General features: G+C 63.2%; 15 protein-coding genes. 11 read left to right on the top strand and 4 right to left on the bottom strand.

The window, feature by feature from the left end:
- Genes HY836_RS00325 through HY836_RS00305 form a run of 5 tightly spaced genes read left to right on the top strand, consistent with a single transcriptional unit; the run spans nucleotide 1 to nucleotide 6,563 of the window.
- Nucleotides 1-1,128: an ABC transporter permease gene (locus tag HY836_RS00325; RefSeq protein ID WP_290672194.1), complete on the top strand. Its 1,128-nt coding sequence runs from the start codon at nucleotides 1-3 to the stop codon at nucleotides 1,126-1,128.
- Between the two features lie 25 nt (nucleotides 1,129-1,153).
- Nucleotides 1,154-2,896: an alpha/beta fold hydrolase gene (locus HY836_RS00320; RefSeq protein WP_290672192.1), complete on the top strand. Its 1,743-nt coding sequence runs from the start codon at nucleotides 1,154-1,156 to the stop codon at nucleotides 2,894-2,896.
- Nucleotides 2,897-2,907: 11 nt separating this feature from the next.
- Nucleotides 2,908-4,329 (top strand): bifunctional enoyl-CoA hydratase/phosphate acetyltransferase, encoded by a 1,422-nt coding sequence (locus HY836_RS00315; RefSeq protein WP_290672190.1) that lies wholly within the window; start codon nucleotides 2,908-2,910, stop codon nucleotides 4,327-4,329.
- 60 nt (nucleotides 4,330-4,389) lie between these two features.
- Nucleotides 4,390-5,901 (top strand): TolC family protein, encoded by a 1,512-nt coding sequence (locus tag HY836_RS00310; protein ID WP_290672188.1) that lies wholly within the window; start codon nucleotides 4,390-4,392, stop codon nucleotides 5,899-5,901.
- On the top strand, nucleotides 5,898-6,563 hold the full coding sequence (locus HY836_RS00305; RefSeq protein ID WP_290672185.1) for a sterol desaturase family protein: 666 nt from the start codon (nucleotides 5,898-5,900) through the stop codon (nucleotides 6,561-6,563). The genes HY836_RS00310 and HY836_RS00305 overlap by 4 nt, the downstream gene beginning before the upstream one ends.
- A gap of 847 nt (nucleotides 6,564-7,410) precedes the next feature.
- On the opposite strand, the gene ilvC is transcribed toward HY836_RS00305, so the two are convergent.
- The 3 genes from ilvC to HY836_RS00290 form a co-directional block, all read right to left on the bottom strand.
- A complete protein-coding gene (gene ilvC, locus HY836_RS00300) occupies nucleotides 7,411-8,427 on the bottom strand; it encodes a ketol-acid reductoisomerase (RefSeq protein ID WP_290672182.1) in 1,017 nt (338 codons plus the stop codon).
- A gap of 92 nt (nucleotides 8,428-8,519) precedes the next feature.
- Complete coding sequence (ilvN, locus tag HY836_RS00295; RefSeq protein WP_290672180.1) at nucleotides 8,520-9,011, bottom strand: acetolactate synthase small subunit; 492 nt, start codon at nucleotides 9,009-9,011, stop codon at nucleotides 8,520-8,522.
- Nucleotides 9,012-9,185: 174 nt separating this feature from the next.
- Nucleotides 9,186-10,967 (bottom strand): acetolactate synthase 3 catalytic subunit, encoded by a 1,782-nt coding sequence (locus HY836_RS00290; RefSeq protein WP_290672178.1) that lies wholly within the window; start codon nucleotides 10,965-10,967, stop codon nucleotides 9,186-9,188.
- Between HY836_RS00290 and HY836_RS00285 the strand changes: the two genes are divergently transcribed.
- The 6 genes from HY836_RS00285 (at nucleotide 10,966) to HY836_RS00260 (ending at nucleotide 14,659) form a co-directional block, all read left to right on the top strand.
- Nucleotides 10,966-11,295, top strand: a complete 330-nt coding sequence (locus tag HY836_RS00285) for a hypothetical protein (protein ID WP_290672176.1) — start codon at nucleotides 10,966-10,968, stop codon at nucleotides 11,293-11,295. The two genes, HY836_RS00290 and HY836_RS00285, sit on opposite strands and share 2 nt — an antisense overlap.
- Nucleotides 11,292-11,879, top strand: a complete 588-nt coding sequence (locus HY836_RS00280) for an RNA polymerase sigma factor (protein WP_290672174.1) — start codon at nucleotides 11,292-11,294, stop codon at nucleotides 11,877-11,879. The genes HY836_RS00285 and HY836_RS00280 overlap by 4 nt, the downstream gene beginning before the upstream one ends.
- Nucleotides 11,876-12,502 (top strand): DUF3619 family protein, encoded by a 627-nt coding sequence (locus tag HY836_RS00275; RefSeq protein ID WP_290672172.1) that lies wholly within the window; start codon nucleotides 11,876-11,878, stop codon nucleotides 12,500-12,502. Before HY836_RS00280 ends, HY836_RS00275 begins: the two co-directional genes overlap by 4 nt.
- A 12-nt stretch (nucleotides 12,503-12,514) precedes the next feature.
- On the top strand, nucleotides 12,515-13,354 hold the full coding sequence (locus HY836_RS00270; RefSeq protein WP_290672170.1) for a DUF3106 domain-containing protein: 840 nt from the start codon (nucleotides 12,515-12,517) through the stop codon (nucleotides 13,352-13,354).
- A gap of 66 nt (nucleotides 13,355-13,420) precedes the next feature.
- The gene (locus tag HY836_RS00265; RefSeq protein WP_290672168.1) at nucleotides 13,421-13,966 is read left to right on the top strand and encodes an RDD family protein; all 546 of its coding nucleotides are present in this window, start codon (nucleotides 13,421-13,423) and stop codon (nucleotides 13,964-13,966) included.
- Between the two features lie 78 nt (nucleotides 13,967-14,044).
- A complete protein-coding gene (locus HY836_RS00260; RefSeq protein ID WP_290672166.1) occupies nucleotides 14,045-14,659 on the top strand; it encodes a TIGR00730 family Rossman fold protein in 615 nt (204 codons plus the stop codon).
- A gap of 105 nt (nucleotides 14,660-14,764) precedes the next feature.
- On the opposite strand, the gene HY836_RS00255 is transcribed toward HY836_RS00260, so the two are convergent.
- Nucleotides 14,765-15,103 (bottom strand): P-II family nitrogen regulator, encoded by a 339-nt coding sequence (locus tag HY836_RS00255; protein WP_290672164.1) that lies wholly within the window; start codon nucleotides 15,101-15,103, stop codon nucleotides 14,765-14,767.
- Nucleotides 15,104-15,184 lie beyond the last annotated feature (81 nt).

Here is a 15,184-nt window from a genome sequence, read left to right as displayed (position 1 = left end):
ATGCGCCAATGGATCCTCAACGTCTCGCGCCTGGCCATGAAGGAGCTGCGCAGCCTGTTTGGCGACGTGCCACTGATGGCCCTCATCATCTTCGCCTTCACGGTGGCCATCTACTCCACGGCCAAGGGCGTCAAGGCCGAAGTGGCCAACGCCTCGGTCGGCATCATCGACAGCGACAACTCGGCGCTCTCGCGCCGCCTGCGCGATGCCATTCGCCCGCCCTACTTCAAGGCCCCGCGTGACATCACCCACCAGGAGGCGACGCTGGCGCTGGACCGCAGCGACGTCATCTTCGTGATCGACATCCCGCCGCGCTTTGAAGCCGATGTGCTGGCGCGCCGCGCACCCGCCATCCAGGTCACCGTGGATGCCACCGCCATGACGCAGGCCGGCCTGGGCGTGGTCTACCTCAACCAAATCTTCCTCAAGGAACTGCTGGACTTCTTCCACCAGCAAGGCATCGAATCCATGCTGCCCGCACCGCCGGTGATGCATGTGCTGTTCAACCCGAACAACCAGTCGCACTGGTTCACGTCGGTCATGCAGATCGTCACCAACGTCACCGTGCTGGCCATCATCCTGGTGGGTGCGGCCGTCATCCGCGAACGCGAGCACGGCACCATCGAACACTTGCTGGTCATGCCGGTAAGGCCCAGCGAGATCGCCATGGCCAAGATCCTGGCCAACGGTGGCGTGATCCTGCTGGCCGTCGGTCTGTCGCTGTGGCTGGTGGTGCATGAATGGCTGCATGTGCCCCTGCTGGGTTCGGTGCCGCTGTTCCTCACAGGCACGGCGCTCTACCTGTTTGCCGTCACGGCCCTGGGCATCCTGCTGGCCACACTGGCCTCGTCCATGCCGCAATTCGGGCTGCTGGCCGCCCCTGTCTACGTCGTGCTGTACCTGCTGTCCGGCGCCGCCACGCCGGTCGAGAGCATGCCGGAGCTGATTCAGCGTATCGTGCAGATATCGCCCACCACGCAATTCGTGAAGATGACCCAGGCCGTGCTGTACCGGGGTGCGGGCATCGACATCGTCTGGCCCCAACTTTTGGCCGTGGCCGCTTGTGGGGCACTCTTTCTTTTCATCGCCCTGACAAGATTCCGTTCGATGCTGGCCAGACAAGGCTGACATCGACACATACAAGGTGAATAACATGAGCAACGACATCCAGGTACAAACACAAACGCCCGCCGGCGACCAGTGGCAGGAACTGGTCCACAAGATCGACCGCCATGTGCAGGGCGAACTGGGCCAACTGACAGGCGGCATGTCGCACATCCACGGCATGTTGGTTTACCTCGACTGGCTGTCGCACCTCATGATCTCGCCGGGCAAGCAGCTCGACGTGATCAAGGGCACGCTGGAAGATGCCCAGCAGGCTGCGGCCAACCTGATGCAGGCCAACCCGTCTGCCACATGCTGCAACGACCCGCGTTTCAGCACCCCGGCCTGGCAACACTGGCCCTATAACCTGTATGCCCAGACCTTCCAGGTCATGGAGCGCGCCTGGGACCGCGCCACACGCGATGTGCCCGGCGTGAGCCACAAGCACGAGAACGTGGCCACCTTTGCGGCACGCCAGTGGATGGACGTGTTCTCGCCGTCCAACGTGCCCTGGATGAACCCGGACGTGCTCAATGCCACCCAGGACGAACACGGCGTGAACCTGTTTCGCGGCTCGCTGAACTGGCTCGATGACCTGCATCGCATCGTGCACAAGCTCCCTCCAGCCGGCGTGGACGAATTCACCCCCGGCCAGAACGTGGCCATCACGCCGGGCAAGGTCGTTTTCCGCAACCACCTGATCGAACTGATCCAGTACAGCCCCACGACCGACAAGGTGCACGCCGAGCCCATCCTGATCGTGCCGGCATGGATCATGAAGTACTACATCCTGGATCTCTCGCCGCACAACTCGCTGGTGAAGTTCCTGGTCGACAAGGGCCACACGGTCTTCATGATCTCGTGGAAGAACCCGACTTCGGTCGACCGCGACATGAGCATGGAGACCTACCGTGTCGATGGGGTCATGGCCGCCGTCAACACCATCAGCACCATCATCCCTGAGCGCAAGATCCACAGCGTGGGTTACTGCCTGGGGGGCACCATGCTGGAAATCGCGGCCGCCACCATGGGCCGCGATGGCGACGACCGCCTGGGCACCATCACCCTGTTTGCTGCGCAAGGCGACTTCACCGAAGCTGGCGAGTTGCTGCTGTTCATCAACCACAGCCAGGTGAACCTGCTGGAGGCCATGATGGCCGAACAAGGCGTGCTGCAAGGCTCGCAGATGGCCGGTGCCTTCAAGCTGCTGCACACCAGTGACCTGATCTGGTCACGCGCCTTGAAGGACTACATGCTGGGCCAGCGCGACAAGCCCAATGACCTGATGGCCTGGAACGCCGACACCACGCGCATGCCGGCCCGGATGCATTCGGAGTACCTCCACAAGCTCTTCCTGCACAACGACCTGGCCACGGGCCGCTACGAGGTGGATGGCTCCCCCATCTGGTTCACCGACATCCGTATCCCCTGCTTTGCCGTGGGCACCATCAGCGACCACGTGGCGCCCTGGAAGTCCGTCTACAAGCTGCACCTGCTGCCGCTGGACATCACCTTCGTGCTCACCAGTGGCGGCCACAACGCGGGCATTGTCAGCGAGCCAGGACACCCGCATCGCCACTTCCAGATGCGCCACCGTACACCGGACGAGCGCTACATCTCGCCCGAACGCTGGCAGGCAGAGGCGCCACATCAGGAGGGCTCCTGGTGGCCTGCCTGGGAAAACTGGCTGGTCGAGCACTCCAGCGGCCTGACCGCAGCGCCGCGCATGGGCCTGCCCGGCCAGAAGAAGAAGCTGCCCGACGCCCCCGGCGACTACGTGCACGAACAGTGAGCACCAACAAGATGAACACCGAACTGGATGCCGCCGCACCCGTGATGCTGGAGAACCGCTGCTACGACGAACTGCAGGTGGGTGACTGTGCCTCACTGACCCGAGAGCTGACCAAGACCGACATCGAGCTGTTCGCCATCCTCAGCGGTGACGTGAACCCCGCACACCTCGATGAGGCCTATGCCCGTGACACGCCTTTCCACAAAGTGATCGCGCACGGCATGTGGGGCGGCACCCTGATCTCCACCGTGCTGGGCACCAAACTGCCCGGGCCCGGCACGATCTATGTGGGCCAGCAACTGCGCTTCGTGCGACCGGTGAACGTGGGCGACATCATCACGGTCAAGGTCACCGTCAAGGAAAAGCGCGACAAGAACATGGTGCTGCTGGACTGCCTGTGCAGCAACCAGTTGGGCAAGCCCGTGATCACCGGTGAGGCGGAGGTCATGGCACCTACGCTCAAGGTCAAGCGGGCAGCCCAGCCCTTGCCTGATCTTCAGCTCTACCGTCATGAGCGGTTTGCGCAACTCATGGCCCTGACCACATCCCACGCCGCCATCCGATGTGCCGTGGTGTTTCCCGATGCGGCTCACAATTTGATGGCCATGCTGGATGCGGCCAAAGCTGGCCTGATCAAGCCCCTCGTCATCGGCCCGCGCGCGCGCATCGAGGCACTGGCTGCAGAACTGGCGCTGGACCTCTCGGGCTGTGAGTGGGACGAGGCCCCCACACCCATGCGCGCCGCCCTGCAAGCCGTGGCCATGGCGCGAGCGGGCAGCGTCAATGCCATCATGCAAGGCCACATCGGTCGTGAAACGCTGCTGCAAGCAGTGATGGCGCCAGAAGGCGGCTTGCGCCTCCACCGCCGCGCCAGCCATGCCTATGTGGCCGACGTGCCCAAGTGCGATCACCCCATCATCATCACTGACGCGGCCATCCACGTGCAACCCACGCTGGAAGACAAGCGCGACATCGTCCAGAACGCCATCGATCTGGCCCGCATCCTCGGCTTCGACGAGCCCCGTGTGGCCATCCTGTCGGCAGCAGATTCCATCACCAGTGCCCTGCCATCCTCCATGGACGCCGCTGCCCTGTGCAAGATGCTGGAAAGGCACCAGCTTGCCGGCGGTCTGATCGACGGCCCGCTGTCCTTCGACTCGGCGATCAATGCTGACGTGGCCCGCATCAAGGATCCGGAATCCCCCGTAGCTGGTCAGGCCAACGTGCTGCTGGTGCCCAACCTGGAAACGGGCGACATGCTGATCAAACAGCTGATTTTTCTGGCCAGTGCCGATGTGGCCAGCATCGTGCTGGGTTGCCGCGTCCCGGTGATCCTGACCGACTCGACCGACAGCCCGCGCACACGCGTGGCCTCCACGGCCCTGGCGGTGTTGCTGGCAGCCGCGCAAGGTCAGCTGGAAGCAGTCAACTGAACTTATCGCACCTTGCCCCTGCCGAGCGCCGCGTACCGAGCCTATCTGCGAATACCTGACATGAACACCCGACACCCTGCCCTGCGCACCTGCGGCCTGGCGACCTTGTTGAGCCTGTCCCTCATGGCCTGCACGACCATCAAGGTGGACATGCCCGCAGACGTGGTCACGCCCAAGGCTTTTGACGAAGTGAGCAAGAGCCCGAACGCCACAGCCACGGACCAAGACATCGCCAGATGGTGGCACGGCATCGCCGACCCGACGCTCGTCCAACTGATCGATCAAGGCCTGGCAGCCAACGCCGACATCCGCATGGCCATTGCCCGCGTCAAGGAAGCACGCACCGTCGTGACCATGGCCGAATCGGCGCTGTACCCGACCCTGATGGCCTACGGCGCCACGGGCCGCCAGAAGTTCAATGATGTCAGCCCTCCCAGCCTGCCGCCACTGCCGATTCCGGTCAGCGTTCCCCCCATCAACATCCCCATCAGCTCGTTCAATGGGAGTGGTTTTGCGGCGGCGTGGGAAGTCGACATCTTTGGCTCACGCCGCAGCGACGCCGAAGCCGCCCGCCAGGCCGCCCTGGCCTATGAGGAAAAGCTGCACGGCGCACAGATGATCGTGGCGGGCGACATCGCCAGCAACTACATCGAAGCCCGCAGCATCGAGCGACGCATGAACGTGCTGGAACGCAGCCTCAGCACAGCCCAGCGCCTGCAACGCTATGCGCAGGGCCGCTTTGACGCCGGCCAGGCCAACCGCTATGACGTGGACCGCGCGCAAGCCGCCGTCGAAGCGCTGGGGGCCATGAAGGCACCACTGCAAAGCCTGTTGGGCGCCCGCCTGCGCCGCCTGGCCGTACTGACGGGTCAGCAACCGGAGGCGCTCAAAGCGCTGCCCGTTCCGACAGCGAGTGCACCGGCCGATGGCAGCGTGATCCCTGATCAACTGCCCGGCATCCTCCCATCCGACGTGCTCGAACGCCGCCCCGATGTGCGCGGCAGTGCCAATCAGGTGCGTGCGCTGGCTGCTCGCCTGGGCAGCGCCAAGGCAGAAGTGCTGCCCAAGTTCTATCTGGGTTTCCTGTCCAACGACGGGCACCTGGAAATCGGCAACCTGCCTTCGGCCTCGTCCAGCTTCACGGCCTGGGGTGCGGGCGTGAAGTTACCCATCTTTGAAGGCGGGCGCATCCAGGCCAATATCAAGGCCAGCGATGCCCGGCTGGAAGCCGCCGCCGCACAGTACGAACAGGCCGTGATGAGCGCGCTCGAAGACGTTGAAAACGCCTACAGCGCGCGACGTGCGCTGGATCAACGCGCGCAGCAATTGACCACGGCCTGGCGCACATCAGCCGACGGGGCCGTTCATGCCGAGAAACTGTTCAACGAAGGCACCGGTTTGCTGCAGCCCGTTCTGGAAGCCAAGCTCGGCGCCCTGCAGCGCGAGGATGATCTGATCCAGGCGCAGACTGCGCGGGCACTGACCACAGTGCTACTCTACAAAGCGATCGGTGGGGGGTGGACTGCAGGCCCTCTACCGGAAGGCAAAGCCACCCAGCCCCCCGCACCATGACACCTGATGCCGTCCAGGCCTTTCGCCAACGCTACCGAGCCCAGGTCAGCCCGCACTACAGCGCCTTGCTGCACACCTTGTTCGTGTTCGGGCTTGGCCTGGCGGCCTATGGCGCGCTATTGAATCAAGTCCAGCAACCCCTGGCTTGGCAATGGCTGGCCGCGCCTTTGGGCCTGCTGGTCTTCAACGCGGCTGTGTACCTCGTGCACCGGGAACTGGGCCATCACAAACGCAACTGGGCGGCGCTTTTCTATGCGCGGCACACGGGTGATCATCACAGCTTCTTCAGCGAGCGAGAGATGAGCTACGACAGCTGGCTGGACTGGCGGGTGATCCTGTTTCCGCCCTGGTTGATCGTGGTGTATCTGGCGGCCTTCGTAGCGCCCTCCGTGTGGATCATCAGCGCACTGGTGGATGCCAACTCGGGCTGGATCTTCGGGGCGCATGCCACCATGGGCTACCTGCTTTACGAGTTCTTCCACACCTGCCACCATCTGCCTGACGGGCACTGGCTGACGAATCTGCCGTGGTTGCGCGAGATGCGTCAGTTGCACCGCTTGCACCATCGGCGTGACCTCATGCACACGCACAACTTCAACATCGTGCTGCCCTTGATGGACAAGGTGTGCGGGACTTTGCATTGGGAAGCGCCTTCTCGTTGAGTGCATGGCATGCGTTTTGGGGCTGCTGCGGTCTCATGCGTTGAGTTGGGCGTTTTTTCGGTAGAGCGCGAGGCGGGGGCTGAGCCAACATCCGGCCGGGCTTCATTGTTGACGGTCCCGCTTTGCAAGCGGGACTGCCTTGCGATGCTCGCGAGGAAGTGGCGCCGGAGAACTCCCTGCGTGGTCTGCGACCACTCCGGTCAGACAGCTCCGGCGAGTCAGTTGACGACGCACGCTGCGCGTGCCCACTTCCCCTCTGCGCTTCTCAGCGTCAACAAGGCGCCCGGCCGGATGCCGGCTCAGCCCTTGTCCGCCTCGCTGGCCTCATGCACAGGCCGCATGCGCCGCTAAATTTCACTGCTCACCGCGCAAAGCTGAATCGAATCAGCATGGCCTCGGTGGCCACAAGAAATCGCAGGATCGATTCCGCACCAACGACCGTGGCAGACCACCAGCGGGGCGAAAAAGGCTGAGGGGGCATGCGGCCGGGCGCCTTGTTGGCGTCGAAGGCGCGCAGGGAGGCTCAGGTTTGCCCCTTGTCGCAGGCAAGGGGATGGCGAGCATGTTTGAGGCCGCAGGCCGAGTTGCGCAGCCACCTGAGCCGGACGAGCACCGCAGAGCAGTCCCGCAAGGCGGGACCGCCAACATGAAGCCCGGACGCATGCCACCTCAGCCGCGCCCCGCGCTGCCCCGACAAAACGCCCCCACCTTCGCATGCTGCGTCCCAGCCGCAGCCAAAACAATCACATCAGAGACAGTCAGAAGCAAACAAAAAGCCGCCTGAGGCCTGAACCCCGGCGGCTTTCATTCAAACAATCATGCAACCGGGCCAAACCCGGCACACAGATCAGTTCTTCGACTGGTCAACCAGCTTGTTCTTGGCGATCCAAGGCATCATGGCGCGCAGCTCGGCACCCACGGTCTCGATCGGGTGAACAGCGTTCAGACGACGGCGAGCGGTCATGCTTGGGTAGTTGGTCTTGCCTTCCAGGATGAACATCTTGGCGTATTCGCCAGTCTGGATGCGCTTCAGAGCGTTGCGCATGGCTTCGCGCGACTTCTCGTTGATCACTTCCGTACCCGTCACGTACTCGCCGTATTCGGCGTTGTTCGAGATCGAGTAGTTCATGTTGGCGATGCCGCCTTCGTACATCAGGTCGACGATCAGCTTCAGCTCGTGCAGGCACTCGAAGTAGGCCATTTCAGGCGCGTAACCAGCTTCGGTCAGGGTCTCAAAACCCATCTTCACCAGCTCGACAGCGCCACCGCACAGAACGGCTTGCTCGCCGAACAGGTCGGTTTCGGTTTCTTCGCGGAAGTTCGTTTCGATCACGCCACCCTTGGTGCCGCCGTTGGCAGCAGCGTAGGACAGCGCGATGTCACGGGCCTTGCCGGACTTGTCCTGGTACACAGCGATCAGGGAAGGCACGCCGCCGCCCTTGAGGTACTCGGAACGCACGGTGTGGCCTGGGCCTTTGGGGGCGACCATGATCACGTCCAGGTCAGCGCGGGGCACGACCTGGTTGTAGTGCACGTTGAAGCCGTGAGCGAAAGCCAGCACAGCGCCTTGCTTGATGTTGGGCGCGACGTTGTTGTTGTACACCTCAGGGATGTTCTCGTCGGGCAACAGGATCATCACGACGTCAGCGTTCTTGACGGCGTCATTGACTTCAGCGACCTTGATGCCAGCGGCTTCCACCTTGGACCACGAAGCGCCACCCTTGCGCAGACCGACCGTCACGTTGACGCCCGAATCACGCAGGTTTTGAGCGTGGGCATGGCCTTGCGAGCCATAACCGATGATGGCCACGTTCTTGCCCTTGATCAGGCTCAGATCGGCGTCCTTGTCGTAATAGACCTTCATGTGTGTATCTCCGTCGGAAAAACTGTTGAATGCCTGAACAAATCAGGCAAGGGATTCAGGAATAGCGGGAAGAAAAAAGAGACTGCGGTGAGTCAGACGCGCAAGATGCGCTCGCCGCGCCCGATCCCGCTGGTCCCGGTGCGCACGGTTTCAAGGATGGCGGCGCGGTCGATGGCTTCAATGAAGGCATCGAGCTTGGCAGCGTCGCCAGTCAATTCGATGGTGTAGGTCTTGTCGGTCACGTCGATGATGCGGCCGCGGAAGATGTCCGCCATGCGCTTCATCTCTTCGCGCTCCTTGCCCACGGCGCGCACCTTGATGAGCATCAGCTCACGTTCGGTGTAAGGGCCTTCGGACAGGTCGACAACCTTCACGACCTCGATCAGGCGGTTGAGGTGCTTGGTGATCTGTTCGATCACGTCATCCGAACCGGTGGTCACGATGGTCATGCGCGACAGCGAAGGGTCTTCGGTCGTGGCGACCGTCAGGCTCTCGATGTTGTAGCCGCGCGCCGAGAACAGGCCGACCACACGCGACAGCGCGCCGGGTTCGTTCTCAAGCAAAAGGGCAATGATGTGTTTCATATGGATCGTCCTTGCGGGCTCTTAGCACCTGGAGGCGGTAACCCCCAGGCCGTGGCCACGTAGTGCGATGGGTATCGGTTGTGCGTTGATCCTGGCCGAGGCGTCAAGGTCGTCAATCAGGCACCGGCAAGCGCCTGACTGCACCCTGCCCGCCTCATGCCGGGCATGGAGGAATTACAGGTCTTCGGAGCCCAGCAGCATTTCGGAGATGCCCTTGCCGGCCTGAACCATCGGCCAGACGTTTTCCGTCGGGTCGGTGCGGATGTCCAGGAACACGGTGCGGTCCTTGAGCTTGATGGCTTCGCGCAGCGCGCCTTCGACGTCCTCGGGGCGCTCGATCAGCAGGCCCACGTGGCCATAGGCTTCGGCCAGCTTCACGAAGTTGGGCAGTGCGTCCATGTAGCTGTGCGAGTAGCGGCCGCCGTAGTCCAGCTGCTGCCACTGGCGCACCATGCCCAGGTAGCGGTTGTTGAGCGACAGCACCTTGACGGGCGTGTTGTACTGCAGGCAGGTCGACAGTTCCTGGATGCACATCTGGATCGAGCCTTCGCCCGTGATGCAGAAGACATCGGCGTCCGGCTTGGCCAGCTTGATGCCCATGGCGTAAGGCAGGCCCACACCCATGGTGCCCAGGCCACCGGAGTTGATCCAGCGACGGGGCTCTTCAAACTTACTGTACTGCGCCGCGAACATCTGGTGCTGACCAACGTCCGAGGTGATGTAGTAGTCAGTGCCCTTGGTCAGCTCGGCCAGCTTCTCGACCACGGACTGAGGCTTGATCACCTCGGTCGAGGTCTTGTACTTCAGGCAGTCGCGTTTCTTCCACTCGTTGACCTGGCTCCACCAGGCGGCCAGCGCGTTCTGGTCCGGCTTGAGCTGCGATTCCTTGATCTGGGCGATCATTTCCAGCAGCACGTCCTTCACATCGCCCACGATGGGGATGTCAACCTTGACGCGCTTGGAGATCGACGAAGGGTCGATGTCGATGTGGATGATCTTGCGCTCGACCTGGGCGAAGTGCTTGGGGTTGCCGATCACGCGGTCGTCGAAGCGGGCGCCCACGGCGATCACCACGTCGGCGTTCTGCATGGTCATGTTGGCTTCGTACGTGCCGTGCATGCCCAGCATGCCCAGGAAGGTCTTGTCGGACGCGGGGATGGCGCCCAGGCCCATCAGGGTGCTGGTGCTGGGGTAGCCCAGCATGTTGACCAGTTCGCGCAGCTCGTTGGAGGCCTCACCCAGGATCACACCGCCACCGGTGTAGATGTAGGGGCGCTTGGCGTTGAGCAGCAATTGCACGGCCTTGCGGATCTGGCCGCCGTGGCCCTTGCGCACCGGGTTGTACGAGCGCATTTCCACCGTCTCGGGGTAGTGGAAGGCGGTGGTCTTGAGCGACACGTCCTTGGGCACGTCCACCACCACAGGGCCAGGGCGGCCGGTGCGGGCGATGTGGAAGGCCTTCTTCATCGTGACGGCCAGATCGGCCACGTCCTTGACGAGGAAATTGTGTTTGACGATGGGGCGCGTGATGCCGACGGTGTCGCACTCCTGGAAGGCATCCAGGCCGATCGCGGGCGTGGGCACCTGACCGGTGATGATCACCATGGGGATCGAGTCCATGTAGGCCGTAGCGATGCCGGTGATGGCATTCGTCACGCCGGGGCCGGAGGTCACCAGGGCCACGCCGACGTCGCCGGTGGCGCGCGCATAGCCGTCAGCCGCGTGGACGGCAGCCTGTTCGTGGCGCACGAGCACGTGCTCGATGGTGTCCTGCTTGTACAGGGCGTCGTAAATATAGAGAACCGCACCACCCGGGTAGCCCCACATGTACTTGACGCCTTCAGCCTGAAGGCAGCGCACGAGGATGTCGGACCCGTTGAGGATCTCGCCGGAGGGGGATTGAGCATTGGCGTCGGCCGAGCCGGCGCGGCGGATATCCGCAGGAGACATGTCCATGATTGAAAGAACCTTTCCGAATTTCTCTAACGAAAAACGATCGGTGCCCCTCTACATCGCCACAGCTTTGGGGGCTGCGACAACAGCACTGCGGCAACGGATTGCCAGCGTGCTCGCCCTTGTGAGGCGGATTTGGAGCCTGCGCGGCCTGCCACTGATGCCGATTAGGCAACCAGACTCAGGCCAGATCGAGATGGCGCAAAGACGAACATTATCGCATCCCTTCGCGTCAATTCAAGCAGACCCTGAGATGCAAAGCTTCACATTCACGTGTCAGTGCCATAATCCGCCCGCGAAATGGCTCGCCCACCGGCTCATTCGGTCTTGACTCCCCTGCCCAGCCCCACCTTCGAAGAAGAACTCAACGAGTTCCTGAAAAGCGTTGAGCGACGTGCGTTCAAACGCACGGTCTATGCCGTGCGCGATGAAGAAGCCGCCCTGGACATCGTGCAGGACGCCATGATCCGCCTGACCCAGAGCTACTCGGAGCGCCCCTCGAACGAGTGGCCCATGCTGTTCCAGCGCATCCTGTCCAACGCCACACTGGACTGGTTTCGGCGCCAGAAAGTTCGCAATGCGGTATTCATGAACATCGGCGACCTGGAAGCGGCCGTCGATGACGATGACAGCGGCGACTTCAACCTGCTGGAATCGCTCAGATCTGACCAAGGCGGCGCAGAAGGTGCTGATGATTCCGCCGCCAGAACCGAAATACTGGGGCAGATCGAAGACGAAATCGGCAAATTGCCGACGCGTCAACGGGAAGCGTTCCTGCTGCGTTACTGGGAGGAACTGGATGTCGCGGAAACCGCTGCAGCCATGGGTTGCTCGGAAGGCAGTGTGAAGACGCACTGCTCACGCGCGGTTCAGTCCCTTGCCAAAGCCCTTCAATCTCGCGGAATTACATTGTGAAAACCCGGCCACCCACCCCGCTGACACCAGCGCAACGCGAAGCCCTTGAGGCACGCTTTGCCCTGCGTCTGAGCGCGCGCCTGGAAGAGGGTGCGCAATCTGTTCCTTACGATATCTCCGAGCGCCTGCGGGTTGCCCGCGAGCAGGCCGTTCGTGCCGGCCGCGAGGCCCGCGTGGCGGCCACCGCCCCCGTGATGGCCCCGGCCCCCACGGTGAACGTGAGCGTGGCAGGCCTGAGCACGGCGGGCGCTGGCGGCATGCGCACAGACGCCGGCTGGAGCGAGAGCCGTCACGCCCGCTCCAACGATCATGGCCGCCGCCTGGATGACAGCCCACCGTCCTGGGGCTGGCGCATCGCCTCAGCCCTGCCCGTGATCGCCCTGGTTGCCGGCCTGTGGGGCATCCATCAATACTACAAGCACGAGCAGGTGCAAGCCGCCACCGACGTGGACATGGCCCTGCTGACAGACGATCTGCCACCGAACGCCTACGCTGACCCCGGCTTTGCCGAGTTCCTGCGCACCGACACCGGGCCGACAGTACGCCCGATCGACGAAACGGCGCCCGAAGCCTCCGGCGATCTGCAAACCACCGAAACCGCGCCCGCCTCCACCACGCCCTGACCCCTGGCTTCCATGAAGTTGACCCCTGCCTTGCTCCGCACCCTGCCCCTGGCCTTGACGGCCGCTGGCATGCTGTGGCTTGCCCATGCACCCGCCCAGGCGGATGCCGTGGTGCGCAAGGCCAGCGCCAACAGCGTGGTGGAAGTCGACACCCCGACACAGTGGCGTGAACTGACGCCAGCACAGAAAAAGGTGCTCACACCGCTGGAGCGTCATTGGTCTGGCATGGACGACACGGGGCGAGACAAGTGGATCAATGTGGCCAACCGCTTCAGCAAACTCTCGCCTGCCGAGCAGCAGCGCGTTCAGGAACGCATGACTCAGTGGTCCAAGCTGCAGCCTCAGGAGCGCGGCGAAGCGCGCTTGCGTTTCCAGCAAACGCGCCAGTTGACGGCCGACGAGCGCCAGCAAAAATGGGCCGCCTACCAGGCCCTGCCAGCGCAAGACCGGCAGGATCTGGTCCAGCAAGCCAAACGCAAGGCCAAGCCCGTTCTCCTGGCTGACAACATGGTGGGCCCGCGCGAGGCCCGTCAGGCCTATGCCAACAAGCGCAATCTGGCTCAGGCGGCCTCGGACAAAAAGTCCAACGTGGTGCCCAATGCCATGAGCTCGACTGCGCCCTCCCAGACCGTGGTCAGCCCGACCATGGTCAAGGCCGGCTCCGGCGCCACGACCAGCCTGGTCACCCAGCGCCCCACGCCGCCCCTGCATCAGCACACAGGCTTGACCAAGATCACCGCCTCGAAGGGCTTCGTGGACCCGGTCACCCTGTTGCCCAAGAAGGGCGCCCAGAGTGCGGCCATGGCCTCGCTGCCGGCAACCGCGACGGCAGACCAGACGCAACGGCGCTGATACCCGGCTGGCATCGGCGCCAAGCTGGTGTATCGTTCGGCCCTCGTTGATCGCCTTCTTCATCCCATGACGGTTTCCCCCGCTTCGACGCCGGTCGGGCTGAGCGCCACTGCCAGCCTGGCGCGAGCCCAAGGCCCCGCACCTGCGCTTCGACGCCGCCTGGCCGCTTTCGTTTACGAAGGCGTGCTGCTGTTCGGCCTGTTCATGGTGGTGGGCTACATCTACTCCATTGCCACCAACCAGCGGCATGCGCTGCACGGCCGCGAAGGCATGATGGCCGCTCAGTTTCTGGCCCTGTCTGCGTATTTCCTGTGGTTCTGGACGCACGGCGGCCAGACCCTGGCCTTGAAGACCTGGCACATCCGTGTTGTCACGCAGGCCGGCGCGCCCCTGCCACTCAAACAAGCCCTGCAGCGCTACCTGGCCTCCTGGCTGTGGTTCATGCCCGCCTGGGCCGGCGCCTGGCTGGCAGGCTGGCACCAATCCAAGCTGCTGTACGGCGCCATGGGCGTGTGGATCCTGATCTACACCGCGCTGACCTGGCTGTTGCCCCAGCAGCAGTTCCTGCACGACGTCATCTGTAAGACCCGTCTGATCGATACCCGCGCCTGAACGCCTCCAGCACGTCCCTACACGTCCCTACACGTCCCTGAACGTCCCTCTGAACGCCCGTCTTCGGGAAACCTGTCCATGTCACTGTCTCTGTGTGTCTACTGTGGTTCGCGTAATGGCCTGGACCCGGCCCATCTGGCCGCAGCCCGCGAGGTCGGGCGGCAGATCGGCCTGCGTGGCTGGCGCCTGGTCTATGGCGGTGGCAGCACGGGCCTGATGGGGGCCGTGGCCGATGCGGCGCTGGCCGAGAACGCCCAGGTCATCGGCGTGATCCCGCACCGGCTGATTGAAAAGGAGCTGGGCCACGGCGGCGTGACCGAGCTGCAGGTCGTTGACAGCATGCACGAGCGCAAGCACAAGATGGCCATGCAGTCGGACGCCTTCATCGCCCTGCCCGGCGGCATCGGCACCATGGAAGAGATCTTCGAGGTCTGGACCTGGCGCCAGCTGGGCTACCACCGCAAGGCCCTGGGCCTGCTCAATGTGGCCGGCTACTACGACGAGTTGCTGCGCTTCATCGACCGCAGCCGCGACAGCGGTTTCCTGTGGCCCGACGTGCAGGAGTTGCTGCTGGTCGACACCGACATCAATGCCCTGCTTGACCGCATCGAAGACGAATTTGCCTGCCTGAAAGCACAAACGCCGCCGGACCTGGTTCAACCTGGCCCGGGCGGCGTCGCACCGGAAATTTGAGCCCCCCCCTACGCGCTTCGCGCGCCCCCTCGAGGGGCAACACCAGCAGACCGGCAAAGCCGGATCTGCGGTGTTCGCTGGATGGGATGGTGCGGTGTAGAGAGGTCAGACAGCGGCTTCGTCGGTTTCGCCAGTGCGGATACGGACCACTTGCTCGACCGGGGTCACGAAGATCTTGCCGTCGCCGATCTTGCCGGTCTTGGCGGCCTTGATGATGGCTTCAATACAGCGGTCCACGTCCTCGGTCTTGACGACCACTTCGATCTTGACCTTGGGCAGGAAATCCACCACGTATTCGGCACCGCGGTACAGCTCGGTGTGGCCCTTCTGGCGGCCAAAGCCCTTCACTTCGGTGACGGTCAGGCCAGTGACGCCGACTTCGGCCAAGGCTTCGCGGACTTCTTCCAGCTTGAAAGGTTTGATGACGGCGGTGATCTGTTTCATGGCGGGAACTCCGAAATAAAGTCAGCGAATCAATGGGCGATGCTGCATCGCATTACAGCTATTTAAGCACGTCTGAGGGCC

Source organism: Aquabacterium sp., from assembly GCF_016234775.1.
Classification (GTDB): Bacteria; Pseudomonadota; Gammaproteobacteria; order Burkholderiales; family Burkholderiaceae_C; genus Aquabacterium.
This window is presented reverse-complemented; position numbering and strand designations above follow the sequence as displayed.